The following is a 25,239-nucleotide window of genomic DNA, read 5'->3' as shown; positions in this document are numbered from 1 at the left end:
GCAAACACCTCCTTTATCCGATTCCAAGATATTTACGTTTCAGTTCTTCATTATGGACAAGATCTTCCATTTTGCCCGCATGCACCGTTCTGCCATCGTCAATTAACGTATACGTATCCCCTATACGGCTAGCCATGATAAAGTTTTGCTCTACAAGAACAATGGATGTTTGTTTCTTCATCTCTACGATGGCTTCCATCACTTTCTCTACAACAATTGGGGCTAATCCCTTTGATGGCTCATCAATTAAAATCAATTTACTATCATTTATAAAGGCCCTTGCCATTGACAACATTTGCTTCTGACCACCAGAAAGATGGCCTCCAGCCTTTTTCCAAAATTTCTTTAAATCCGGAAAAAGTTCAAGCACATAATTTTGTCGTTCTAGTGCTGACGTATCCTCTTTACGCATCGCAACTTTCATATTTTCTTCAACAGTTAAATCTGCAAAAATCCCTTGATTTTCTGGTACATAGCCAATGCCTAGTTTGGCCACTTTGTAAGTAGGATTCTTCCTTATAGATTGCGCTCGGAATTCGACCTCTCCTTTAGAGGCAGGCGTTAAGCCCATAATCGTTTTTAGGGTAGTCGTTTTACCAGCGCCATTTCGACCGAGAAGTACACTAACCTGCCCCTCGATTGCTTCAAAATTTACCCCCTGTAAAATATGATACTGACCGATATGCGTATGGACGTCATTTAACTTCAGTAAGGTGTTCATCATATAGACCTCCTAAATAAGCATTTTGTACGGTTTCATTTTGCATGATTTCATCGGGTGTTCCATCAGCAAGGAGCTGGCCATTAAATAACACCATAATGGAGTCAGACAAATCTAAAATCATATCCATCTTGTGTTCAATGAGTAGAATAGTTTTGTCACCATTATTTTTTATCGTACGAATAACCTCCAAAATGGCTGGTACCTCTTCTAAAGACATTCCAGCAGTTGGTTCATCCAGTAGAAGAATTTCAGTATCCAATGCTAGCAACATGGCGATTTCTAGCTTTCTTTTTTCACCATGAGACAACATTGTAGTGAGAGCATCTCTTTTGTTGTTGAGTAAAACGAGCGTTAAAAGTTCCTCTGCTTTTTCGGTAATCGCTTGGTAACTTTTATAATGGCGAAACAATTGATAGCGTATTTTTTCTTTTGATTGCACAGCTAAACGGACATTTTCTAATACCGTCAAATTCGGAAAAACGTTCGTAATTTGAAACGACCGTCCCAGACCCATGCGCGTTCTGGCAATTGCTGATTTTTGACAAAGTGATTGTCCTTTAAAATACACATCTCCAGCAGTCGGCTTCAACTCCCCACTGATTAAATTAAAAAAGGTGGTCTTGCCCGCACCATTTGGCCCAATTATCGATTTCAAATGTTTTTCTGGCATATTAAAATTTACATGATCGACCGCTGTATGCCCGCCGAACCGTATCGTTAGGTTTTCTGTTCTTAAAATAGGCTCCATTTTAAATCTCCTTTCAGGTACTTCTAGCTCTCTTCACCCACTCTTGCATGAAAATAGATGAAGAGAGACAGAATTGCTTGGACAATCTGTCTCATGTTAAACTAATTCATTACCGGTGGCGCTGTTTCTTCAGGGCTGAGCTCACGAATAAGCACTGGCACTGGATAATCTACACCCTCTTGTTTTTCTAAACGGATGGAATACATGGATTGGAGGGCTTGATGATCTTCTTCTCGGAATGTCATTGTGCCTTTTGGTGTTTCAAATGACATGCCCTCCATTATCGTAATTAGTTTTTTAGCATCAGCATCACCTGCTGATTTTTTTAAGGCTTCTACGATTGAAATCGCAGCTGACATACCACCTGGTGTAAATAAATCGGGCACTTCATTGAAGCGTTTTTGATGTTCGTCTACTAACCATTTATTCACATCATTTTGCGGTAACGTATGATAATAAACAGAGAATCCTTCCATGCCAATTAATGGATTCATAAATTGCAGTGCAATAATATCTGGTGCACCAGTAGAAATTTTAATGCCCTTGTCTTGAATCTTCAAATCGGCAATTTGGTTCCACGGAGAGTTTGCCCCTGCCCATACAACAAATAAATAATCAGGCTTTGCATCAATTACTTTTTGTAGGTTCGATGTAAAATCAGTGGCAGCTGGATCCGCATATTCCTCTAAGACAATTTCTGCACCTAGCTCTTCAGCAGCAGTTTTAAATGCCGTTACACCGTCCCAACCAAACGAATAATCAGGCGCAAACGTGGCAATTTTCACACCTTTACCAGCAATTGCAGCCGCTGCTGCATAGGCATCCTGCGAAGAATTGCGCCCCGTTCGGAAAATATACTCATTAAATTCTGAACCTGTAATACTATCAGCTACTGCAGGCTCCACAACCATAATTTTCTCGTATTCTTCCGCTAGTGGCAGTACCGCTAACGTATCACCAGAGCTTGAAGACCCCACCAAGAAATCTACCTTATCATCTTCTAAAAGTTTGGTAGCCTTTTGTACAGCGACCTCAGGTTTTGTTTCGGTATCTTCATAAACAATCTCGATTTTCTTACCATTTACCTCCATCGTGCCATCCGTAGCGTATTCTATGCCCAAGTCAAAGCCACGCTGTGTTTGTTTCCCATACGACTCAAGTGCACCTGTTAACGAAGCAAGTACACCGATTTTAATCGTGCCTCCTTCCTCCGTAGTCCCTGCTGTATCGTTTTCTGATGCCTTGCTATCTGCTGAATCCTCCTTCGTTCCCCCTTCATTACAAGCTACTATTATCATTGACACCATCAATAAAAGCACAAATAACCACTGCTTCTTCATCCCAAAACCCCTTTCATAATGAGCTAAATAGAAAGCGCTTTCGTAGCTATGCCCTAACTATATACAAGTACAGTTACAAATTAGTTACAAAAAATGAGTTGCCCGAAATTTGAGCAACTCATTTTTCTGTTGTGAAAGTGTAGCGAAGCCAACGACAGCAACAAAATGGGTCTTCTGGGCGTGAGGTGTAGCAAACTGTATATCGTCAGCGACCAAATAAAAAGGAAATATCAACCAAAAAATAAAAGTCTTAAAAGGCTTCATCGCAATAAAAAGAAAAACCTTCCTTTTTTGCGCGAGTGTTCCAATAAAAATTCGTTATAGTATATATAACAGTCAAAGGAAGTGACAAAATGAATGACTTTATTGAGCGCCTACAACGGCAAGATGAAAGTGCACTTCAATATGTAGTAGAGCACTATCTAGGTTATGTGAAGGCAATTACATTAAAAGTTTTAGAAAAACCCTCCGATTACATGCTGGTCGAAGAATGTGTGAATGATGTATTTCTATTAGTTTGGCAAAAAAGTAACTATTTTATAGGAGAAGAAGCAGATTTTAAGAGATGGATTGGGATGATAGCTAAATACAAAGCGATTGATATTTATCGTAAATTGCAAAAATCTCATGCTACACTGCCTATTGAAAATGTACCTTCCCTTATAGCTACAAATAATATCGAAAAACAACTAGAAAAATCCTATGAAAAGGAATTACTTCTTCTTGAAATCATGCAACTCACACAATCAGATAGAGAATTATTCTTAATGAAATATTATTTAGATTACACTAATGGTGAAATAGCCGAGATTTTACATATTTCAAAATCTGCAGTAGAGAATCGTTTGTATAGAGGAAAGAAAAAGCTTGCTAAAAATCCAAAATTAAGGGAGAGTTTGACTTGAAAAATGAAAAAGATTTCTTGCAAATTGACATAGAAGAAATTACGTCTATTGAGGTTACCAAGGAAGAAAAGCAAGTTGTGATTAGTCACATTTTACAAAAGCCAATAAAGGCATTTAGGCTACCTAAATGGGTTATAGCTGCACTGTTTGCAATTGGCGTTAGCTCAGTCGGAATTTTGAGTCTATCGACAGTAGCATCAAAATTACCAATTGTTGAACATTTCCTTTCTTACTTTTCAAAAGATGAACAACTTACACGTTTTGCTGACAACTCGAGTATTGTTGCAACAACATCAGTAAGTAATGGTATTACTATGAAAGTAGAAGATGCCCTATATGATGGGAATTTGGTTTCTCTTAGTTTTTCGTTAGAATCGAAGCAACCATTGGACAATCTACTTTTCATGGAGAATCTTCCTAAAATAGCAGGACATGAAGATGAAAGTGATGGTGGATTCAAATTAAAAAAAGTAAATGAGGATACCTATATTGGCTTTTTAACAATAACGTTGAATAACACTGCGCCGTCTCCTTCTTCTATTGAATTAACTTGGGAGCCTGGCAGTTTCCTAGATATTAATCGAAAAACGCTTGCTTCTGGAGATTGGAATTTCTCTTTTGAACTAAATAAAATTCAAGGAAATGAATTAACTGTAAATCAAACAATATCGTCAAAACCAAATCAATTAGTCATTGATTACCTTTCCTTTACAAAATATGCAACCGTGATTTACTTTAGCGGTGACCTTGATTTTGCCACTGAAATCGTAACCTTAGACATTACAGACAACCTCGGAAACCACTATGAGGATGCTCCAACTACAACAATGAAAGTAACAGATAAATATTCTACAGGAACTGTGGTAATAAACGATTTCAATTTTAGTGCCACGTCAATTTTCATTACACCAACGATTCATACAACGGACGTAAAATGGGAGAAAATCGAAAAAAAACTACTAGAAACAGTCGAAATTGACTTGAATAAATAGAAATCCCAAAAGTGAAAACAACACCTCAAGCACTATGGTGCTTGGGGTGTTGTACCTTTAATTAAGGCTAACCCATGATTAAATCATAAACGGCCATTGTCGATTCCATTGGTGTGGTGTTCAGCTCTTTTTGTAATTGTTGTACACATTTTTCATACCATTTTAATGCAAGCGAGCGGTTTTGTAATTGATAATGATTATACATTAAAAGCCGATAGCCTTCTTCCCATAATGCATCTTCTCGAATCATTTTTTCTGCATAGTGGATTGACTGCTTAAAGTTTTGTTGCCGCGTGGCATTTTGTGCTAATCTTTCGAGTACTTCAATATATAAAGTTTGCAATTTCTCTCGATCGTGTGTTAGCCAATCTACTTGCTTTTTTTCCACATATAGTGCATCTGTATAACTCGCCTCAGCAAGTTGCAACCATTCATTCGAATATTGTGGATCAAATTCTTCCATTCCTAACGCAAAATAAAAAAGAAAACGGTCTACATCGATTTGCAGAAAGCGAGTATGCTGCAATTGATACATATTATTTTTTCGATGGATAAAGAAGCTCTCCTGACGTGCATGTCGTTGCGGTTCCAGCACCTTTAATAAGGTATTTAAAACAACCTTAAAATCACGATCAAGTGTATCGACTAAACGCTCAGGCCACAACGTTTGCGCAATTTCTTCCTTTGGAATATAACGATGACGATGACAATATAAATACACGAAAAGCTCCTTTGACTTTTCGCGTTGCCATTCTTTATCCTCAATTTTCAAATGATTTCTTGTTAAATTTATACTTCCGAAAAGATTTACCTGTATGTCATCTGCTGGATAAACCAATGTGCCCTCCACTCGAAAATAGTTACGCATCGTTTGAATAGCCATGTTTTCACTCTTACAGTTATGGCTATATTGCAAAAGCTCGTAAAAAATAATTAAATTGGAAGGACCTAAAATTGTGGTCCGTTGAAAAAAGTATTCATATCCATGGGCAATACATTGACTTGCAAATTGATTAAAATAAGAGATAAAATTTTGAGCATTATTCTCTTTAAAAGCAATCACAGATTGATAGAATAAAATATGCATCTCGCCATTTTGATCGCCACAGACCTGAAATAATCGTTGTGCCTTTCTTAATAGATGCTTTGCCTTATCAAATTCATTGTTAGAAAGTATCACTTTCACTTCAACAAGTAATATAAGGGCAGTCATCCAAGCATCATGTACTTGCTCTGTTTCCTGTATGCCTAGTGTCAAATACTTTTTAGCGGATACAATGTCTCCCCCAGCATGTTTAACAATAGCAAGTCCCATATAAGGCTCTGCCTTGACACGAGAAATATTCATCATATTCATTAGCGAAATAGCTTTGTCATATGCGTGGCATGCGCCTTCATAGTCTGGAAAATCTACTAATAACAAAGCATGTGCCTTGCGAATATAGCCAACCGCTTCTACAAAAACGGACTTCTCACGTACTCCCCTTCGAATCCCCTGCTGTGCAGCGTACCATGCATCTTTTCCAAGTCCTAATAGCGCATAAACAAAGGATGCCAACAGTTCACTTTCCCTATGTGTCGAAACAAGTTGTGGTGGTATTTCCAATCGTTTCGTCAGCAAATTTTTGGCATCAAATAATTGGCCTGTTCTCAACAATATACGTACATCGACATTTGCCCGTTGTAAAACTGTTTCATTTAAAGCAACCTCTTCAATGAATCGTTTTGCTTCTTTGGCTTTCCCTAAATTCACTAGGTTTTCAGCATACTGACGTTGTAGTTCGAAGCGTTCTTGTGAACTGAGTAAGTTGTCATTCACTAACGTTAACGCTTGTTTTAAATAAGGTTCAGCTAACGCTGGTTGGATCGTATCAAGATAAATATGAGCTAATCCGGCCTGGGCTTTTATCATAAAGAGGTCATCATTGACAGACTTGGCCATGCTGGTACACATTTCATAGGCTTGTTTTGCCTTTTCATAATAAGCACGATAGCGATGACACTCCCCTTCAAAATAATATAATTTATAAAATTTCATTTTTTCATTGGCTGAAAAACGATTAATTTTTTCTAATAGCCACTCAAATTGACCTGCTTTTACTACACTATCAGCATAATTTTGCAATAGCTCCCCACAAAAATCTTGATCATTTGTTTTAAATGCATGGTGTAGAATTGCCTGAACGTTGTTGTTATTTACATAATACAAAGCCGCTTTTTTATGTAAAATCGTATATTGTGTAGTGTTTTGTTGCCATTTCATTTCTAAAAATCGGCTAAATAAAGAGTGGAAACGATATAATCCATTACTAGCTATTGGTTGGATAAATAAATGCTTATGCACTAATTGTTCTAATACTTGTACAACTTCTGTGTTGTAAAATTGAGCGATTAAGTCCTCTGAGAAAGTTGGGAAGATTGCAAAATACAGTAATGCTTCTTGCTCAAATTTAGTCATTTTTAAAAAAACTTCTTCTGATAAATAGGAAAACAGATCATTTGTATGAATGTTTAGCCAGTGATCAAGCACCTCACTATTCCTTTGCTCAGCCAATAATGAAAGACTAATCGCCCAACCTTCTGTAATTTCGATTACTTTTAAAATTTCTTCCTCTGTTAAGTGAATATCCACATATTCTTCAAAAAAAACAGTGATTTCTTCAGCAGAAAAGGCTAAGTCTGTTTCAGTAATAATGAGAGATTTCATTTGCAACTTCATTTTTCGCATGATATCCCAATTCGGTAATGCTCTAGAAGCAATAATGAAATGGATGTTGGGAGGTGAAAATTCAATTATTTTTTCCATTACATAGTTAATAGGAAATTCATGGTCCACTAAATGGTAATCATCAATGACAATTAGAAAACGCTCTTCTATCTCACATAAACAATTGACGAAAAGTTTATACCAACGATTTAATTCTTCTACTTTTGGAAAGCGTGAAAGTTGATCCCAGGTAGCAAATTGTCTTCCAAAGTGGGGAAAGACGCGTTGAATACTATGAAACAAATATCTTAGAAATGGCAGGATATTATCGTCCTCTTCTGAAACGCTATACCAAGAAAACTTAGTGATTTCCGAGTGGAGAAATTGCGTGAGAATAGTTGTTTTCCCATAGCCTGCACCACTATGGATGAATGTACATGTCAGATCCAAACTTTTTCTTAGTTTTTTCATTAGCAAGGCTCGACTAATACAATGATTTGATGGCTTTGGTGCAATACATTTCGACTGAATAATAATATCTGTTGTCATTAAATGATAACCTCCCCATTATACTGCGATTAGTAGGTTACTGAATGTTGTTCCTAGTTACATCTATTTAAACATCATATAGTTAAATTATTGACAGTTTACCATATATTATATGTGATTTGTCAGAATTCCACCTACCGCAATATTAAAGGATACATCTCCTTCTAAGAGTTTTAAGGTCCCCATGCAATGACCACGGATTATTATTTTTATGAAGTCACTTTGTGGCTATTAATCTTCTGCATGAGTAAATTTAATTCATCAGCTATCGTGTGCAGTTCATTATTATTTGATTTAAAGATTCCGTTGATGCATCCTGATCTTTTGCAACATTTGCAATAACTGAAATACGCTCTAAGGATACATGATTGGACTCTAATATACTTTTAAAGATGGTATTTGTCTCACTAGCATGACGTGCATAACTTGCGACCGCTTGGGAGGCATTAGAAATAAAAGCCATTTCGTCTTCTACTTTCTTCATAGTATTTAAAATAACATGAAATAAATCTGCGTTGATTATTATTGTGGCATTTCTTTTATGAATTTCATTCAAACCAGACTCCGTTTTTTCTGCCATTTCATGCACTTGAAAATCGATATTTTGTAATACCCTTTGGATATCTATCGTTGAAGTCTGAGAATTTGAAGCAAGTTTTCGAATTTCACCTGCTACTACAGCAAAACCTTTGCCGTGTTCACCTGCAAGAAGCTTTGTTTGCTCCGAGATATCTTCGATTTCACGTAGGGATTGGGTTATTTGTTGTGATTGGTTGGCTAATTGTACAACTAGATCATTAATGGATTCGATAGATACTGTTATTACTGTCATCTGAGAAGCTACTTCTTGGACAGATTTTTCTCCAGCAGATGCTTGTTTTAAACTATCCTTTTACTCGTTGCAACCTGGTCACCTAAATACCTATATAAAAATAACAATAAGCAGTGTCTCCACTAAAAAATGTTAAAAAATCCCGATTATCATTTATTGATAATCGGGATTTTGACCATATATTATAGAAGATCTTTACGTAATTCCGCAGCAGATTTTGCTGATAACAGACCGAAAGGAATATCAAATACTGTTTTCGCACCTTTGTCGCCTGCTTGGCTTAAACGATGTGCAGCACGTGCATAGGCAACGAGCACACTTGACGTGAAGTTCGGATTGCTGTCAAGTTTTAATGAGAATTCAAGAATTTGTTTGTCATTTGCGCCGCTGTCTCCACTGCGAATAACGAAACCACCGTGTGGCATACCTGTATGATTTTCTTTAAATTCATCTTCTGAAATAAAGTTTACTGTTGTGTTATATTCGTCGAAGTAGTTTGGCATTGTCACAATTTCTTGCTCCACTTTTGCGGCATCTGCACCTTCTTCTAGAACAACCCAGCATTCACGCGCATGTTTTTCACGTGTTGTTAACTCTGGGTTTTCACCATTACGAACACGCTCCACCGCATCTTTAATTGGTAACGTATATTGAACTGCATTTTTTACACCTGCAATACGACGGACTGCATCTGAGTGACCTTGGCTTAAGCCATCACCCCAGAATGTGTAAGTTGTACCTACAGGTAATACAGCCTCACCTAGGATACGGTTTAATGAGAACAAACCTGGATCCCAGCCCACTGAAATTACTGATATTTTACCAGATTTTTGTGCTACAGCGTCAACCGCTTCGAAAAACTCTGGAATTTTCGCATGAGTATCAAAGCTGTCAATTGTATTAAACCATTGTGCAAAGTGTGGTCCTTGCTCAGGTAAATCTGTTGCAGAGCCTCCACATAAAATCATTACATCAATGTCATGTTGGAATTTTTTAGCGTCATCAACTAAATATACGCTTGCGTTACTTGCAACGCTTACTGTTGAAGGATCACGACGTGTGAAGACAGCTACTAATTCCATATCGGGATTTTGCGAAATTGCGTATTCCACACCGCGTCCTAAATTTCCATAACCTACAATACCTACTCGAATTGCACTCATTAAAATTCCTCCTCACGTTAACGTGACTTTGTGATAACTTTCACGTTAAATCTAATTACAATAATACTTCGTGTTAGAAAAATTCACAATAGTTTGAGTACGTGTTTTTACTCATAAACTATATAAGTTTTGTATGATTTCCATACTATAAAGGCATGAATACGGTTACATAAACAAATCTTGTAGAACGAACCATTAAGTTTTCGTAAAAGCCTTGTAAATCAAGACTTTTTCATCATCGGGTCTTGTACAATAGCAATAACGACAAGGGGGCATGTTGAATGAAAAGTAATGGTCACTCACCAAGTACAGTGTTGGCACAAGGGGAACTATTGGCATTCCATAATGCACAGAAATCTGCTCAAGCTCATAATATCAACAGTAATGGTATTGCGGATGAGGCAAAGCATCAAAGATTTTCACCCGACAAACAGCTATGTATAGGGATATTACCTTTTGACGTTAATCAACAAATCCTAGATATCTCCAGTAAAAAACACAAGGTCAATGAAGTGAACTTTTATCATAGTGGCAAGGAAATTGCACGCTGGATTATTAAAAAAAGTGAATACAACAAGCCTAGTCCTGACTTCTTTATTTGAAGTCTGTGCTTATTTGTGAGTACGCGCTTAGTTCTTTCACCTCTCATTATTAATGAAGCATATTATGCTATCACATAGGGACAGGCATCAATATGTACTATAAACATTAAGAAAGAGAGCAACCTCTAATTGAACAATAAAAGGAACCCATAGATAAAAATAAGCAAGATTTCTTTTATTGTTCAAAAGATACAGCTCACTTTACTGTTAAAGGTATTGTTTCCGTTTGATTATCCCATTTTAGCATGACTGCAATCTCCGAATCCTCTCTAGCATAAGTACATCCCTTCGCTAACGTGGCTACCCCGTATTCATTTAATGGCTCATCCCCGGATGCCTTATCATAGGAATACTCAATTCTTTTCGGAATAGTTTCCTTTCCAATATATTGAATAGCACCAGCAGTTGGTTGGCAACTATTAGTTTTCTCCACTTCATAGCGTACGCTCCAATTGTCACTTTCTCCAGTAAACATAAAAGTTTCTCCTGCACAAGCCGCTAAAAGTGACAGAACTGAGGAAGTTAAACAAAATGCCAATCTTATTAACTTTCATGTAACTACACCCTTTCAATATATTTAATAGTCGAAATTTCAAAGAACTGCCGATTTACAACTGAGCGCATCCAAAATTTTTTTTCACCTCTTGTTCATCTGTGGCACAAAATAATTGGTGCATTACTGAATTTCCTGCGCCAATTGGTTAAGGCGTCGCTCATCGATAATGTGGTAGCCATGCTTTTGCTTTTCCAGTATCTTTTCTTCGCAAAATTGGGCTAGGACATATAATAAATGGCGATAAGAAACCCCTAAATATTCACAGATTTCCGTATGCTTTTCTTTATAGATGCCCTGATCAGATGATAATTGGATAAAGGCTGCTAGACGATTTTCCAATGGGTATGCCTGATTTTGCGTATATTTTGATGTCATTGTAGTTGCCTTTTCCCCTAAAAATACACATAATCTGCGTAAAAAAAGTGCATCTGCGAGTAGCTTTTCTTTGCATGCCTGTGTGGCAATTGACAGACAAATTGTTGTTGTCACCGTTTGAATCCCCTTGGTATATCTAGCCTCATTGAGTAATTCAATTTCTCCCATAAACCGTGGTGCTTCCAAATATTCAATAAGCGAAACCTTGCCGTTCTTATGCGTCATATAGAGCTTCGTTTTCCCCTCTATCATGTAATACATCGTATCTGGGTATGAACCTTCTTGAAAAATCCATTCTCCTTTGTCAAATTGGCAGACTTCTAAATATGGATAGATGTCAAAGGAGAAAAAATCATCAACCGGATATTTTTTTTTATAATATTGCCGTGCTTCACCTGTCAGTATTTGCATTTTTTATTCTCTCCTATTTAAAATATGAGATATCTCACATTATTGTAACGACTATCGTGCTATCATTCAACATAGTTAATGGAGGTACATAATTTAATGAACAATCAACGATGGCTTTCTCAAAATTTCTTTACTTTTTTCATTACATGGGGGATTTTCTTACCTTATTGGACAGGTTGGCTTGTGGATGCTAAACATCTAACGGTCTCTCAGGCAAGTGTTGTGATGGGCTGTGGTCTATTAGCAAGGGCCACTTCTAATCTTTTTTTCTTTCCAACGTTAGCAAAATATGTACACAATAAACGCCTTATTACGATTTTGGCAGTTGGTGCTTTGATGACAACATTACTTTACATACCGAGTACAAGTTTCAGCATGCTCCTTATTGTGACAATTTTATTTAGTGTATTTTATCCTGCTCTTTTACCTGCCGTTGAAAGTAGTGCGGCAACGCTCGTCCAGCATGGCAATGTTCACTATGGTAAAAGCCGCTCCTATGGTTCATTCGGTTTCGTTATAGCGGTACTAATTATCAGTATGCTAACCGGTGTCTTTGGTAAAAACGTAATCTTTTGGAGCATGATTATCGGTTTAATAGGTATGCTGTTGATGCAACAATTTGCGACACCGAAGGAATTACTTGTTGTGCCTACAAAAGAGCAGCGAGCTAAATCCCTGTCGATGAAAACATTATGGCAGATTAAAGGTTTTCCAATTGTTTTATTGATCGTGATATTGCTACAAGGGGCACATGCCTCGTATTACAGTTATGGCTATATCTATTTAGAGGATTTACAGGTTGACCCATTTTATATGGGGATGATTATTAATATTGCCGTGATTTGTGAAATCTTATATTTCATGAAGGCGGATACACTATTTACGAAATGGCGTTCTTCCTCGTTATTACTGTTAGCGGCAAGTGGGTCTTCCTTACGCTGGTTAGTTATTTATTTATTCCCAAATGTCTGGGTGTTTATTGGCTCTCAAACATTACATGCGTTATCTTTCGCGCTTGCACACTTTGCTTTTATCCGCTATTTAACGAAAAACTTGCCAAAGGAACAAATTCCGAATGCACAGGGACTCTATTCTGCATTAGCGATGGGGTTAAGTACCGCGATCCTGACGTTTTTAGGTGGCTATTTATACGAAATTTCGCCGGGACTATCTTTTGCAGCCATGCTGATTTGTACAGTTCCAGCAATCGGTATCTTGTTGCTTACTAGAAATACTTATAAATTTTAAAAGCAGGTGGGAAAGACAATTTGATATTATCCCCTTTAAGTAGACAATGTTAAAAAAACTACAGTACGCTGTAGATAACATTTTACTTAAAGGGGATTTTTGTATGCCAAGAAAAAATTGCACCTATTCGAATGAATTTAAATTACAAGTTGTTCAAGCTTATTTAGCAGGCGAAGGAAGTATGCAGGAGATTGCGACAATATACGAGATTCGAAATGTTTCACAAGTGAAAGCTTGGGTGAAGAAATTTAAAGAAGTTGGGTCCATTGAAGCTTTTAATCGGTTGCCTTCTGTCGGCTCAGGGGCAAAGGGTGTGAAGAATCCGTTAAAAGGGAAACGAATTCATTTTAAGAATATAGAAGAAGAGCGAGATTACTACAAAGCGCAGGTAGAATACTTAAAAAAGCAGTATCCAAATCTGTAAATGGAGGTGTACCGACGTATTCAGATCGGTATCAGATTATGAAATCGATGAAAGATCGTTATCCCATCACATGGTTGACAGAAATGGCGAAAGTTCAACGCTCAGGCTATTATAAATGGATAAAGAATGGGAAAATATCACGTCATAAACAAAATGATAAGGCGTTAAAACAACACATTTTAGAAATTCATCAAGCGCATAAACAATACGGCTATCCACGTGTGAAAATCGCTTTACGCGACCGTGGATTCATGGTGAACCATAAAAAAGTATATCGACTAATGTGCGAATTAGGCGTCCATTCCATCATCCGAAAGAAGTGTCGTGTGTGGAAAAATCGTGTTTCTCGTGTATTTAACAATGTCGTGGACCGTCAATTTTCAGAGCGTGCAGCGAACGAAGTATTCGTCACAGATATCACATTTTTACCGACGAAAAATGGATTTCTCTACTTATCTGCCGTGCAAGATTTATACAACAACGAAATCGTTGCTTGGAAAATCAGCAAACGAAATGATTTACAGCTTGTATTAGATACGTTAGATGAGTTGACGAGCAAACGAAATGTGTATCGAAGCATCCTTCATTCAGATCAAGGATTCCAGTACACATCCATTAAATATCATCAACACATCGAGCAACTTGGCATGATTGGCAGCCACTCCCGCAAAGGAAACTGTCACGATAATGCCTGCATTGAATCGTTCTTCTCACACTTTAAAAGCGAGTGTCTGTATCTCTTACATGAGGATTCAGATGAGGCAATTATACAGGCGGTTGAAGAATATATTTACTTTTATAACTACCAACGCTTCCAAAAACGGCTCAACCATCTGGCACCGATAGAATATCGACACCAGATGGCTGTTTAGTCTTTTTTATAGCTGTCTACTTGACAGGGGTAAGTCCAATTTGTCTTCCTTCACCCGCTTTTCTATGTTTACCTAGGATAATAAGAGAAACCAGGATATTTGACAACTGGCCACTTTTCTTTTCTTAAAGCATGTAACAATTCTGCGCCAACACATAAATTGCTCTGAACAAGCTCAGTTGGGGTTAAAGCCATCCATTGGTTTAATGAGACATCTTGAAATTTATTACTTTTAAATATTTCGAGGAACCACAATGTTTCTGTCCCTGTGTTCTCGATATAATGACCATTTGCGAATGGCACATACCCTACATCACCTGCACGATAATCAAATGTTCTAGCATTACCGTTTGCTGCAAATACTGTCATTCGCCCTTTTCCGTTTAAATAATATTGCCATTCATCATTGTTCGGGTGCCAATGCATTTCTCGCATTGCCCCAGGTTCAACCTCAACAAGAGCGGCAGCTATATTTTGTGAGATAGGAAAGTTTGAGGAATCAACAATTCTTACACTACCTCCAGGTGTTTTCATAGGAGGTTGTGCAAGCAGTTGATGTTTGAAGGTTTGAGAGACTGTGCCATACGGTGATTGAACTTTTTGCGTTTCAATGGGTCCTGGGACTTTGTCTTGATAAATATAAACCTGTTCAGTGGGAATATGATTAAATGCGTGAATAGGCACGCCGAAATTTGATGAGAGCACATCTTTAGGTGTATGGGCAAACCAATCAGATAGAGAAAACGTATTGAGATCCGAGAAATTTCCATCGTCAAATACGAGTAGAAATTCACAGCCATCCTCGAGACCTTGAATGGAGTGAGGAATTCCCGGTGGAAAATACCATAAGTCACCAGGTCCTACATCAGCAATAAAGTTGTGGCCATTTTGATTTACTGCTGTTATTCGGGCGTGACCAACTAGCATATAAGACCACTCTGCTTGTTGATGCCAATGAAGTTCTCGTATTCCACCAGGTGTCAAACTCATATTGACTCCTGCCAATGTAGTGGCGATAGGAAGTTCACGAACAGTAATTTCTCGTGACCATCCCCCCTTATTTAATGTCATATTGGTATCGGAAAATGAAAATCTAAGATTAGGAATAAGTCCTGCATCTGTTTTAGGAGGCACTAGCATATCAGGATTTTGCATATCCCTCATAATATCTCTTGGTCCTTTATCTATCCCCCCAGCTCCATCATCTCGAAAGGGCTGTGGAATATAATAGCCTTGTGGCATTTTCTCCAATTTGTCACCTCTTTTAATAAAATGAACAATCTGTTTTTAGAGCTAACACAGTCGTTGGACATTTAAGCATACTCATTTTACACTGTATGGAGTCCATACTTGAATTATTCTTTCTACAAAGTGCAGACACCTGTCATCGATTGCCCCCACATGCCTTTCATGAAAAGTGCCATTAGACATTAAACGCGACTAATCCATAGAAGAGCAATATAGTCGAGTTTGAAAGGCCTATATGCATTTGTAGTTTCTGTTTTTTTGAAGTTTCACCTGTTCTAGTCCCACAGCAATTAATTTAAGTTTATAAATTTCACAGAAAAAAGCTGTTTGACATATTGATCACGCCAATGTGTCAAACAGCTAATTATAAACATGGGATATTCTTGTCTTTATTAATTTTCTATGGAGCGAAGCTCTAGCAAATATGCCCACAACAAGGTGCTATCAAGGTTATTCCTCAAATCATTTTTCTTGATTGTATTTTTTATGCGCTTCAACTACGTATTCATGTAATATTTGTAAGCCAGCCTTTAATGCTTCATTGGTTGCATAGGCATACGATAAGCGAATATGATGGCTATCTTGTGCATCGTAGATATAACCAGGATTTATGAGGATTAGTCGATGCAATAGCCTAGTAAATAACTCTTTATCAACAATAGGTGCATGAAACTTTAGCCAAATATAAAAGCCTCCTTTTGGCTTAGCCCATTCAGCCATATCACAGAATTTTTCAGTCAAAATAGCCTCTACTAAATCAGCTCTTTGTTGTAATTGTTGGCGTAAGTTTATAATATGCTTTTCATATTTTCCAGATTGTAGCCAGTGCCGTACAATTTCCTGCGAGATTGCACTTGAACCATAATCTGTCTGCATTTTGATATCCGCTAACCGTTCGATGACGGTTGTTGGTCCTATTAACCAGCCAATACGTAGTCCAGGGCTTAGTGTTTTCGATACACTGCCAATGTAAAGTACTTGCCCACTATCATCCATTGATTTTATAGGGGGCGTTCCCTCATTGAAGAGTAATTCATGATACACGTCATCTTCAATAATGGGAATACGAGACTGTTTACATGCTTCATAAAGCTGTTTTTTTTCTTGTGTCGTCCAAACACCACCCGTTGGATTATTTAACGTAGGCACTACATAAAAAACAGCTTGTCTTTTTCTCTTCTTCTGCGCCAATGTTTGCGCAAGCTGTTCATCACGATGGATTGTTATCATTTGCATACCAACAGATTGAAACGGATGGACGGAATTTAAATAAGATGTTTTTTCCTGAAAAACGATTGAACCCTGTTCAAGCAGGCCAACTGCAATGAGCTGCAATGCTTGAAGAGCACCTGAAACAATACAAACATTTTCTGGTTGTGCATGTATTCCTCTTTTTTTCACATAGTCACAAATCGCTTCTCGAAGTCTGTAGTTGCCTTGGGGAGATGAATAACCCAAAGTTTTAGGCTGTAAGGAAAGCTCCGTTAAGGATGCTTCAATTTCAGCAGTTGGCAATAAACTTGGTGCTAACTCCCCAGTGCCTAAACGTATGATATCATCACGCTGTTCGTATTCATTGATTAATTGAATGGTATGATAATTTGGCTTATGAAGACTTGTATCAATATAAGTTTGCCAACTTGGTTGGGTTTGTGTAATCAATGCATGCCAAGAATTATACGAGACATAAATACCTGCGCCCACCTGTGCTTCCAGTATTCCAGCTGCCTTTAACTCCTCTAATGCTTGCTGAACTGTACTTCGATTGACGGCAAATTGCATGGCTAGCTGCCGCTGTGTCGGTAGCTTTGTGCCAGCAACCCAATCGCCCCTCTCAATACGTTCTGTAATCCATGTCACAATTTGTTGCTGTAATGTTAACGCTCCCTGTCTTGTGGGTCGCCAGCTCATTTCCTCACCTCTCAGATTGGTTGGGTAAAAAACCAACCAATTGGTCGTTTTCTTTTAGTTATAACACAACTAAAATGAAGAATGAAAGGAGAGATTATCTTTGGAACCATTTATACACGGCATTATTTTAGCATTTGGGCTTATTTTGCCACTAGGTGTACAAAACGTATTTGTTTTTTCACAAGGTGCTACACAGCAGCGCTTTATACGAGCTCTGCCCGCAGGCATCACCGCGGCTCTTTGCGATACATTACTTATTTTACTTGCTGTTTTTGGCTTATCCGTTATTGTGTTGCAATTTGAGTGGCTACGTATGGCCTTAATGACTGTCGGTATCATTTTTTTATTGTATATGGGCTATGCCATTTGGCAATCCAATCCAACAAAAACTAAAGACAGCGAAGCACTGCCAGTCAAAAAACAAATATTATTTGCCCTCTCTGTGTCCCTTTTAAATCCACACGCTATTTTGGACACGATCGGCGTTATTGGAACAAGTGCATTAAAATACAGTGGCACAGAGCAAATCCTGTTCACTGCTGCGTGCATTATACTTTCCTGGATGTGGCTTTTTGGCCTCACAATTGCTGGTGCATCCATAAAAAAACTCGACAGCTCTGGGAACCTTATGAATATCTTCAATAAATGCTCAGCGGTTTTTATCTGGGCTACTGCCATCTATTTATTGAGTGATTTACTGTAAATTGAATGATGATACATAAAGGATTTATTCTATCAAAAAGCTGGAAGTTGCGTGCCTATACTCGCATTGTTTTGGAGACTCGAGTGCTCAGGTCTTGACCTGAGCGTTTCTTCAGGAGACCCGAGCGCAAGCAGGCCTTTCCTGAGCATTCGTGCTTCCACTCGTTACAGCATGAAATAAATTGTAACTTTTTCGTTAAATACTTCCGTTTGAATAAATTTATCTCCTGTCCTGTTTTCGCCAAATTTTATGTCATTAAGTAATACGTTTGCTTTAAGTAATGTCTCGTGTTGTTGTATAATTTCAGCTGTTTTAGCATCTGTTGAGATGGAAATGGCTATATATTGTTCAACAGGTAATGCCCATTTTTTTCGAGTATCTTGAATGGAGCGGATTAATTCCCTTATCTGCCCTTCTTGCAATAAATCCTCTGTTAAGTGTGTGTTGAGAAGCACACGACATGATGTATCTTCTGCTAAAATATAGTGTTCTTTTACCATTGATTCGTTTACTACATGCACTGGTAATAATGTGATTTCGAGCCCTTCGATGTTCAGCGTTACTGCACCATCGCGTTGTAATGACTTTTTCTCGTCAGCGTTTAGATTCAAGACGTAATCTTTTACTTTATTGACATGCTGCCCAAAGGCTACACCTGCCGTTTTGAAATTTAGTTTGTAGTGGATTGTTTCATACGCTGAAAAATCATTTGTCCAAATACATTGTTTTATATTTAATTCATCTTTGATGATGGCTGTATATTGCGCATACCTATCCAAGTCATTGGCCACGGAAACAATAATTTCTCGCAATGGCTGCTTCACTTTTATAGCTTGACTATTACGTAGACTTCTACCGAGTTCCACGATTGATAAAACATGTTCCATTTCTTTTTCAAGCTGAAGGTTAAGCAGTGCTGTATTACATGGCGGATAGTTTTGTAAATGTACACTTTTACCACATAATCGCTTATATAAATCCTCTGCAATAAAGGGTGTAAATGGCGCTAATAGTTGACTAATAGTCGTTAGCAATTCGTACAGCGTACTATACGCTCCTCGTTTATCATCTGATAATCCGTTTGCCCAAAATCGTGCACGTGAACGACGGATATACCAATTGCTTAGTTCTTCGACAAGTTTGCCAATTTCACGTGTCGCTTGCGTAAATTGGTAGTCGTCCATGTTTGTTGTGACAAGCTGAATTGTGTGATGTAAGCGAGACAATATCCAATCATCCAGTTTTGTGCGTGTACCTGTATTTGCTGAGTCGTATTGGAAACCATCGATTTCGGCATACAGCTGATAGAATTTAAATGTATTATCGAGTGTATCCACAAGTTTTGATTTTGCGTCCATGACTATTTTCTTTGAAAAGCGCTTAGGATTCCACGCAGAGCTATCAACTAAAAATGACCATCTTAAAGCATCTGCTCCGTATTGTTCGATGAGTTCAACTGGTTCTAAAGCATTACCTTTACTTTTCGACATTTTCTGTCCATGCTCATCTAATACATGCCCTAATGACAGTACATTTTTATAAGGTGCCTTTCCTGTAAATAATGTTGAGACAGCTAATAAACTATAGAAAAATCCTCGTGTTTGGTCGATGCCTTCGATGACCACATCTGCTGGGAATTGATTTTTATGTGTTTGCTGATTACTAAATGGGTAATGATGTTGTGCAAATGGCATCGAACCACTATCAAACCAGACATCGATAACCTCTGGTGTACGTTCCATATCACCTTTGCATTTTGGGCAAGTACAGACAACGTCATCAATATATGGTTTATGCAATTCCATTTTGTCATCAAGAGTTCCCTTTGCTAAGACACTTAACGCAGCTATACTATTGGGTGCTTCTTCATGACCACAATCCTGACAAATCCATACATTTAGCGGAGTACCCCAATAGCGATTGCGGCTAATATTCCAATCCACTAAGTTTTCTAGGAAATTGCCAAATCGACCGTGTTTAATGTGCTCTGGATACCAGGTTACTTGCTCATTATTTGCTAGCAATTGATTTTTCAATGTCGACATATTGATAAACCAGCTATCAGTTGCATAGTAAAGCAATGGTGAATCACAACGCCAACAATGTGGGTAGCTATGCTCATATTTTTCTTTGTCAAACAATAACCCTTTTTCTGCCAGCATTTTAATAATAGCGACATCACAGTCTTTCACAAATTTCCCTGAAAGTTCTGGTACTTCTTGTGTATAACACCCTTTTAAATCTACAACGTTGACAAATGACAAATCATTGTGTTGAACAGTTTTATAATCCTCTTCTCCGTATGCAGGTGCAATATGCACAATCCCCGTACCACTTTGCTCTGTTACGTAATCTGCTAATACAACAACATGCCCCTTTGCGACTGCTACATAGGAAAAGGGTGAGATATACGAAGTTTCTTCAAATTCATGACCATCATGCTCACTTAACACCTCAAATGGTTCAGGCAATACTTTTTCAACAAGCGATTTAGCGAGTATATAAATTTTATCGTGTTTCTTTACACGCACATATTTTAAATGAGGGTTTAATGCCAATGCGACATTTGCTGGTAGTGTCCAAGGTGTCGTAGTCCATCCAAGAAAATACTCATCGCGATCTTTTCGCTTAAACATCGCTGTGACAGATAAATCTTTAACATCCTTATAGCCTTGGGCGACTTCATGGGAACTTAACGATGTTTGGCAACTCGGACAATACGGGGAAACACGATGCCCTTTATATAAAAGCTTGTTTTGGTGCACATGACTCAAAATATGCCAGACCGATTCAATATAATCGTTACTTAACGTTAAGTACGGATCCTCCATATTAATCCAATACCCTAGTTGTTCTGTAAAGGATCGCCATTTCTTTTCGTAAGTAAAGACGCTCCCTTTACATTCTTGAATAAATCGTTCAATGCCATAGTTCTCAATTTCTTGCTTACCGGAAATCCCAAGCTTTTTTTCGACACCTAATTCTACCGGTAAACCGTGTGTATCCCATCCGGCTTTTCGTTCAACAAGATAGCCTTGCATCGTTTTATAACGAGCCACGACATCTTTTATGGTTCTTCCAAATGCGTGACCTACGTGTGGTAAGCCATTTGCTGTTGGTGGTCCTTCATAAAACACAAAGGGTTTACTGTCTGAACGATTATCTACAGACGCTTGAAACGTTCTTTCTTGTTCCCACATTTTACGAATTCTTGCTTCTCTCTCTACAGTTGTTTCTTTCTTTTCTTCGACTTGCATGTAATTCCCTCCTATACTATTGTATAAAAGGCATACAAAAAACCCCGTCCCAAGTAAGGGACGGGGTTAACCGCGAATACCACCCTAATTCTATTGAAAAACGCTCAATAGCACTCAGCAACGTACAATCATACGTGTTCTTTTTAACGGTAGACACCCGAATTAGCCTACTAAAGTTCAGCTAATCTTCTCAGAGAGGATTTTCATGAAACATTTGCACACCGACTTCCACCAATCTGTCGGCTCTCTGTAGAACAAAATGAAACACTACTCTTTCTCATCAACGAATTTGTATGCTTTTATTGTGGTTCATCGTAACAAACTAGCATGTAATTGTCAACAATTTCAAAATAATAATTTTGTAAGGTATTTACAATTTGTATAATAACCTTTTCGATCCAAGCGTGCATCAATTACTCAATAATTTCAATTTCATCTAAATTTGCAGCAAAGTCATAGCCTTGTGAAATTGTGTCATCTTTCATAGTATATGTGATATTCACCTGCTTGCCGACAGCAATTTTATCTTTTACACCATGAAGTGGAAACCATACACCATTTTGTTTTTTTTCAATAATTTCTGTATAGGGTAAGTGACTTATCTTTTCTTCTAATGCTCCTGAAACAACTAAGAAACGATCTCCCTCCACTGCAACGATTTGGCCGAATTTATACTGTTTATTGAATGACCTCGCATCACTAGGATTACTTGACAATTGATATTTTTTCTCTAGATTTGAAATTTCCTCCTTATACTGAGAAGTAAAATAATCTATGGCGTCTTTCTTCACTGCGAAACGAGCATGAAGTTGAAATGATTCCTCATATTTTTTGAAATAATCTTTGAGCAATTCGTTATATGCAACTAATTTTATATTGTCTGGTTTCATGTATTCTTCGTAGAACTTTTCAGGAGTTATATTTATTCTTGAAAGGTCTTCAATAAATTTAGCATCCTTTGAAATACTTTCAAAGTGTTCTCTAGTTAATCTTTCTTGTTCATCTATGGCCGCTTGCCTTAGAACAATACCTTTGCTTAAAGCATAAGCATAATAAGCATCTATTTCTATCCTCGCTTGAAACGCACTATTTAGAGATTCTTCTATCCTTTCTTGAAACGCAGGATTTAGAGGTTCTTTAGTAGAGTCTACTCCTAATTTTAGACTCATAGATAATAGCTCTTCATCTAATATTTGGACATCATTTGATGAAAGTAAATTCTTTTCACTGTGTTGATTATAAACAAACACCCCAATACATACTGTTAAAATCATAGTGAGAATACTGTACTGCCGACGTCTAGAAGGTTTGGGCTTTTTACGTTGTTCAATGTGGTTTATTACATTCATCATCACCCGATTTTTACTATCTTTTAAATCTTTTAAAACCTCTACCCCATATTTACTCATGCAAAAGCACCTCCCACTCAATATGTTCTAGCTTTGGCTTTAGTAGTTCTCGTCCACGACGTAACCGTGTTTTCACTGTACTCTCAGGAATATTTAAAAGCTGAGCTATTTCAACGACAGGCATCTCCTCAAAATAAAAATAAATCAGAACCTCACGTTGTTTGAACTGCTCCCTGTCAAGTAGACAGTGGAAATAATAAAAATGCTTTACGCGGCTTGAGACCTGAATTCCAAGGGGCTCAAGCTGTTTAATTTTTCTTGATAGCGCTCTGAATTATAAAACGAAATGTATCCTAAAATTGCTTTTTTTAGCGCTTCATATGTATCATATTTATTTAAATAGTATTTTTCGCATTTGAGCGTACCCCAAAAAGCCTCGATTGGTCCGTTATCGATACAACGTCCCACTCTAGACATACTATGTACCATCTCGGCATCATCTATCATACGTTTGAAAAGTTTTGAAGTATATTGATAACCACGATCGCTATGAATAAGTGGATGCTCATCCTCTTTTAATTTTTGTATGGCTAGTGTCATCGTTTGAAAAACAAGTTTATTGTTATTCGAGTGCCCTAATACATAACTCACAATCGAATTATCGTATAAATCAATAATGGCGCTTAAATAAGCCTTTTTACCATTCTCATATTTAAATTCCGTGACATCTGTACACCATTTTTGATTCGGTTTATCTGCTTTGAACTTGCGACTGAGTATGTTTTCTGCTACATAATCTGGATTCGATTTACGATATTTTTTTCGTTTTCGACGAATCACCGATTTTAATCGACACATTTTCATCAAACGATAAATACGTTTTTTATTTACCTTCGGTAAATCTACTTTTTCACGATGACGATTGATTGTAAGTGTGATGCGACGATATCCATAAATCCCATCTACTTGTGTATAAAGGTACTGAATTGATTCTAGAAGCTGTTCATTCTCGATTTCTCGTGCTGATGACTGACGGTTCAACCACTTATAATAAGCAGCACGTGTAACATCGGCAATTTCACATAATAAAATGATTGGCAGTGCTTCCTTCGCTGCTAATTCTTGAATGGCAATATAACGGCTATGTATACGGCTTTTACTTAACGACGCCTCCTTTCGATTTCCTCTAACTTTTTTAAGAAGAGATTTTCTGCACGTAATCGTTCATTTTCACGTTCCATACGCTGGATTTCTAAACGAAACTTGTCTTCAGTGCTTAACTCTTCTTCTAACTTTGTACGCCCACGGCGATCATGCAAGCCTAATTCCCCGTATTTTTCGAATTTTTTTACCCATTGATATACTTGTTGGTAAGAAACCGCATATTGTTCAGCTGTTACTTGATAATTCTTATCGTTGGCAATACAAACTTGTGCTATTTCAATGCGCTCTTGTACTGTTGTTTTTCTACCTTTAGTCATAGTTTGGCTCATTCCTTTACCCGAATCTTTTAATTCACTATGACTAGTATACTTTTTTATCCAATTCCTTAAAACCGATCTACTAGAAAGTCTATACTTTCTTACAACCTCTCTTAATGAAAATTCGCCTGAAAGATAGTCTCGGACAGCCGCTAATTTTAATTCCTTAGCATAACGATTCTGCTGGTTTAATCGTTCAAGACCCTCTTCTCCAAAATAACGATAATCATTTTGCCAATCTTTAATCGTATCACGATGCACTTTATATAATTCGGCAACTTCATTAAGAGTAAATTGGCCAGTATGATAAAATTTTAAAATCTCTAATTTTTCTTCTTTTGAAAAACTACACGTTCTCATAAAAAAATCTCCCCATTTGATAAACAGATTTTATTTTTTAATCTGTCTACTTAATGGGGAGCATACCAGTTTTAATGGAAGTGCTAAGATGGCGTTTTCGATAATAGTTTGTTCATCCTGTTGGACAAGCATATCCCTTCTTATAACAGCTTGTTTGGCAAAAATCTTTTGTTGAACTTGTATTTTACGGTAAGTCCAACTACGTAAGTAATCCTTACTTTTGTTAATCACAAGCTTTGATAAATAGGCCTTTAACTCTCCTCGTTCCTCATAGTTTTGCTGATTGTCGTAGAATTTTATAAATACATCTTGAACGATATCTTCTGTTCCTTGTAAATCCTTTACGTAATAAAAGGCAAGTCGGATCAGTCTTTCTGTATGTTGCGCCATTACTTCTTCCAGTTCATTCATTGCAAGCAACTTCTCTCCCCCTATCTGCCCTATAAACGATGCTCACGATGTGAAGGTTTGCTTTTTCTGTCA

21 protein-coding genes, 1 pseudogene and 1 other annotated feature are annotated in these 25,239 nt (G+C 37.5%); of the genes and pseudogenes, 7 read left to right on the top strand and 15 right to left on the bottom strand.

Translation table 11 applies throughout. From position 1 onward, the window contains the following. Positions 1-13 precede the first annotated feature (13 nt). The 3 genes from C9J31_RS11720 to C9J31_RS11710 form a co-directional block, all read right to left on the bottom strand. Positions 14-721: an ABC transporter ATP-binding protein gene (locus tag C9J31_RS11720; RefSeq protein ID WP_107950524.1), complete on the bottom strand. Its 708-nt coding sequence runs from the start codon at positions 719-721 to the stop codon at positions 14-16. Continuing rightward, complete coding sequence (locus C9J31_RS11715; RefSeq protein WP_107924337.1) at positions 696-1,472, bottom strand: ABC transporter ATP-binding protein; 777 nt, start codon at positions 1,470-1,472, stop codon at positions 696-698. The genes C9J31_RS11720 and C9J31_RS11715 overlap by 26 nt, the downstream gene beginning before the upstream one ends. 101 nt (positions 1,473-1,573) lie before the next feature. Next, on the bottom strand, positions 1,574-2,812 hold the full coding sequence (locus C9J31_RS11710) for a substrate-binding domain-containing protein (RefSeq protein ID WP_107950525.1): 1,239 nt from the start codon (positions 2,810-2,812) through the stop codon (positions 1,574-1,576). Positions 2,813-3,165: 353 nt separating this feature from the next. Between C9J31_RS11710 and C9J31_RS11705 the strand changes: the two genes are divergently transcribed. Together C9J31_RS11705 and C9J31_RS11700 are read left to right on the top strand one after the other, a co-directional pair. Then, the gene (locus tag C9J31_RS11705; RefSeq protein ID WP_107950527.1) at positions 3,166-3,717 is read left to right on the top strand and encodes a sigma-70 family RNA polymerase sigma factor; all 552 of its coding nucleotides are present in this window, start codon (positions 3,166-3,168) and stop codon (positions 3,715-3,717) included. Further along, complete coding sequence (locus C9J31_RS11700; protein ID WP_193767113.1) at positions 3,714-4,709, top strand: DUF4179 domain-containing protein; 996 nt, start codon at positions 3,714-3,716, stop codon at positions 4,707-4,709. The genes C9J31_RS11705 and C9J31_RS11700 overlap by 4 nt, the downstream gene beginning before the upstream one ends. Before the next feature lie 67 nt (positions 4,710-4,776). Here the strand turns inward: C9J31_RS11700 and C9J31_RS11695 are convergent, their stop codons facing one another. The 3 genes and pseudogenes from C9J31_RS11695 to C9J31_RS11685 all read right to left on the bottom strand — a co-directional run bounded on the left by C9J31_RS11695 (position 4,777) and on the right by C9J31_RS11685 (position 9,960). Beyond that, positions 4,777-7,965 carry a winged helix-turn-helix domain-containing protein gene (locus C9J31_RS11695; protein WP_107950529.1) on the bottom strand — a complete coding sequence of 1,063 codons (3,189 nt, stop codon included), beginning with the start codon at positions 7,963-7,965 and terminating at the stop codon, positions 4,777-4,779. Positions 7,966-8,230: 265 nt separating this feature from the next. Further along, positions 8,231-8,842: pseudogene (locus tag C9J31_RS11690) on the bottom strand (methyl-accepting chemotaxis protein); the annotation flags it as partial. A 137-nt stretch (positions 8,843-8,979) separates the two neighbouring features. Continuing rightward, the gene (locus C9J31_RS11685; protein ID WP_107950531.1) at positions 8,980-9,960 is read right to left on the bottom strand and encodes a diaminopimelate dehydrogenase; all 981 of its coding nucleotides are present in this window, start codon (positions 9,958-9,960) and stop codon (positions 8,980-8,982) included. A gap of 281 nt (positions 9,961-10,241) precedes the next feature. Here C9J31_RS11685 and C9J31_RS11680 point away from each other — a divergent pair, with 281 nt between their 5' ends. Then, positions 10,242-10,562 carry a hypothetical protein gene (locus C9J31_RS11680; RefSeq protein WP_107924345.1) on the top strand — a complete coding sequence of 107 codons (321 nt, stop codon included), beginning with the start codon at positions 10,242-10,244 and terminating at the stop codon, positions 10,560-10,562. A 196-nt stretch (positions 10,563-10,758) separates the two neighbouring features. Here the strand turns inward: C9J31_RS11680 and C9J31_RS11675 are convergent, their stop codons facing one another. Further along, positions 10,759-11,037: a hypothetical protein gene (locus C9J31_RS11675; protein ID WP_107950532.1), complete on the bottom strand. Its 279-nt coding sequence runs from the start codon at positions 11,035-11,037 to the stop codon at positions 10,759-10,761. 201 nt (positions 11,038-11,238) lie between these two features. Further along, entirely contained in the window at positions 11,239-11,904 is a 666-nt protein-coding gene (yeiL, locus tag C9J31_RS11670) for a transcriptional regulator YeiL (protein ID WP_107950533.1), read from the bottom strand. A 96-nt stretch (positions 11,905-12,000) separates the two neighbouring features. Here yeiL and C9J31_RS11665 point away from each other — a divergent pair, with 96 nt between their 5' ends. The 3 genes from C9J31_RS11665 to C9J31_RS11655 all read left to right on the top strand — a co-directional run bounded on the left by C9J31_RS11665 (position 12,001) and on the right by C9J31_RS11655 (position 14,448). Further along, a complete protein-coding gene (locus C9J31_RS11665; RefSeq protein ID WP_107924347.1) occupies positions 12,001-13,152 on the top strand; it encodes an MFS transporter in 1,152 nt (383 codons plus the stop codon). Between the two features lie 103 nt (positions 13,153-13,255). Beyond that, entirely contained in the window at positions 13,256-13,576 is a 321-nt protein-coding gene (locus tag C9J31_RS11660; RefSeq protein WP_107927154.1) for a helix-turn-helix domain-containing protein, read from the top strand. After that, a complete protein-coding gene (locus C9J31_RS11655) occupies positions 13,546-14,448 on the top strand; it encodes an IS3 family transposase (protein WP_211634939.1) in 903 nt (300 codons plus the stop codon). Before C9J31_RS11660 ends, C9J31_RS11655 begins: the two co-directional genes overlap by 31 nt. A gap of 68 nt (positions 14,449-14,516) precedes the next feature. On the opposite strand, the gene C9J31_RS11650 is transcribed toward C9J31_RS11655, so the two are convergent. Both C9J31_RS11650 and C9J31_RS11645 read right to left on the bottom strand, forming a co-directional pair. Then, positions 14,517-15,689, bottom strand: coding sequence for an oxalate decarboxylase family bicupin (locus tag C9J31_RS11650; RefSeq protein ID WP_153062554.1), 1,173 nt, complete (start codon positions 15,687-15,689; stop codon positions 14,517-14,519). Positions 15,690-16,157: 468 nt separating this feature from the next. Then, the gene (locus C9J31_RS11645) at positions 16,158-17,606 is read right to left on the bottom strand and encodes an aminotransferase-like domain-containing protein (protein WP_107951699.1); all 1,449 of its coding nucleotides are present in this window, start codon (positions 17,604-17,606) and stop codon (positions 16,158-16,160) included. 100 nt (positions 17,607-17,706) lie between these two features. On the opposite strand from C9J31_RS11645, the gene C9J31_RS11640 reads away from it, so the two are divergent. After that, positions 17,707-18,309, top strand: coding sequence for a LysE/ArgO family amino acid transporter (locus C9J31_RS11640; RefSeq protein ID WP_107951698.1), 603 nt, complete (start codon positions 17,707-17,709; stop codon positions 18,307-18,309). Positions 18,310-18,473: 164 nt separating this feature from the next. Here the strand turns inward: C9J31_RS11640 and ileS are convergent, their stop codons facing one another. From ileS to C9J31_RS11615, 5 genes are all read right to left on the bottom strand, one after another. Further along, on the bottom strand, positions 18,474-21,566 hold the full coding sequence (ileS, locus tag C9J31_RS11635; protein WP_107951697.1) for an isoleucine--tRNA ligase: 3,093 nt from the start codon (positions 21,564-21,566) through the stop codon (positions 18,474-18,476). 53 nt (positions 21,567-21,619) lie between these two features. After that, positions 21,620-21,859: a binding site (T-box leader), on the bottom strand. 120 nt (positions 21,860-21,979) lie between these two features. Then, positions 21,980-22,975 (bottom strand): hypothetical protein, encoded by a 996-nt coding sequence (locus C9J31_RS11630; RefSeq protein ID WP_107951696.1) that lies wholly within the window; start codon positions 22,973-22,975, stop codon positions 21,980-21,982. After that, positions 22,968-23,204 carry an RNA polymerase sigma factor gene (locus C9J31_RS23985; protein WP_274520215.1) on the bottom strand — a complete coding sequence of 79 codons (237 nt, stop codon included), beginning with the start codon at positions 23,202-23,204 and terminating at the stop codon, positions 22,968-22,970. Before C9J31_RS23985 ends, C9J31_RS11630 begins: the two co-directional genes overlap by 8 nt. After that, positions 23,183-24,756, bottom strand: a protein-coding gene (locus tag C9J31_RS24270; protein WP_420798456.1) for an IS3 family transposase whose coding sequence is annotated in 2 segments (ribosomal slippage) — positions 23,183-24,114 and positions 24,114-24,756 — 1,575 coding nt in all. Because the reading frame shifts where the segments join, the coding sequence is not laid out codon by codon here. Before C9J31_RS24270 ends, C9J31_RS23985 begins: the two co-directional genes overlap by 22 nt. Before the next feature lie 30 nt (positions 24,757-24,786). Beyond that, positions 24,787-25,167 carry a sigma factor gene (locus C9J31_RS11615; RefSeq protein ID WP_107951588.1) on the bottom strand — a complete coding sequence of 127 codons (381 nt, stop codon included), beginning with the start codon at positions 25,165-25,167 and terminating at the stop codon, positions 24,787-24,789. Positions 25,168-25,239 lie beyond the last annotated feature (72 nt).

It is taken from the genome of Lysinibacillus parviboronicapiens, assembly GCF_003049605.2.
Taxonomy (GTDB): Bacteria; Bacillota; Bacilli; order Bacillales_A; family Planococcaceae; genus Lysinibacillus; species Lysinibacillus parviboronicapiens.
This window is presented reverse-complemented; position numbering and strand designations above follow the sequence as displayed.

What these genes read in the sequence shown, in the direction of transcription:
- C9J31_RS11720 (WP_107950524.1), bottom strand. Translation starts at nt 721, where the DNA reads ATGAACACCTTACTGAAGTTAAATGACGTCCATACGCATATCGGTCAG.
- C9J31_RS11715 (WP_107924337.1), bottom strand. Translation starts at nt 1,472, where the DNA reads ATGGAGCCTATTTTAAGAACAGAAAACCTAACGATACGGTTCGGCGGG.
- C9J31_RS11710 (WP_107950525.1), bottom strand. Translation starts at nt 2,812, where the DNA reads ATGAAGAAGCAGTGGTTATTTGTGCTTTTATTGATGGTGTCAATGATA.
- C9J31_RS11705 (WP_107950527.1), top strand. Translation starts at nt 3,166, where the DNA reads ATGAATGACTTTATTGAGCGCCTACAACGGCAAGATGAAAGTGCACTT.
- C9J31_RS11695 (WP_107950529.1), bottom strand. Translation starts at nt 7,965, where the DNA reads ATGACAACAGATATTATTATTCAGTCGAAATGTATTGCACCAAAGCCA.
- C9J31_RS11685 (WP_107950531.1), bottom strand. Translation starts at nt 9,960, where the DNA reads ATGAGTGCAATTCGAGTAGGTATTGTAGGTTATGGAAATTTAGGACGC.
- C9J31_RS11680 (WP_107924345.1), top strand. Translation starts at nt 10,242, where the DNA reads ATGAAAAGTAATGGTCACTCACCAAGTACAGTGTTGGCACAAGGGGAA.
- C9J31_RS11675 (WP_107950532.1), bottom strand. Translation starts at nt 11,037, where the DNA reads ATGTTTACTGGAGAAAGTGACAATTGGAGCGTACGCTATGAAGTGGAG.
- yeiL (WP_107950533.1), bottom strand. Translation starts at nt 11,904, where the DNA reads ATGCAAATACTGACAGGTGAAGCACGGCAATATTATAAAAAAAAATAT.
- C9J31_RS11665 (WP_107924347.1), top strand. Translation starts at nt 12,001, where the DNA reads ATGAACAATCAACGATGGCTTTCTCAAAATTTCTTTACTTTTTTCATT.
- C9J31_RS11660 (WP_107927154.1), top strand. Translation starts at nt 13,256, where the DNA reads ATGCCAAGAAAAAATTGCACCTATTCGAATGAATTTAAATTACAAGTT.
- C9J31_RS11650 (WP_153062554.1), bottom strand. Translation starts at nt 15,689, where the DNA reads ATGCCACAAGGCTATTATATTCCACAGCCCTTTCGAGATGATGGAGCT.
- C9J31_RS11645 (WP_107951699.1), bottom strand. Translation starts at nt 17,606, where the DNA reads ATGAGCTGGCGACCCACAAGACAGGGAGCGTTAACATTACAGCAACAA.
- ileS (WP_107951697.1), bottom strand. Translation starts at nt 21,566, where the DNA reads ATGCAAGTCGAAGAAAAGAAAGAAACAACTGTAGAGAGAGAAGCAAGA.
- C9J31_RS11630 (WP_107951696.1), bottom strand. Translation starts at nt 22,975, where the DNA reads ATGAGTAAATATGGGGTAGAGGTTTTAAAAGATTTAAAAGATAGTAAA.
- C9J31_RS11615 (WP_107951588.1), bottom strand. Translation starts at nt 25,167, where the DNA reads ATGAATGAACTGGAAGAAGTAATGGCGCAACATACAGAAAGACTGATC.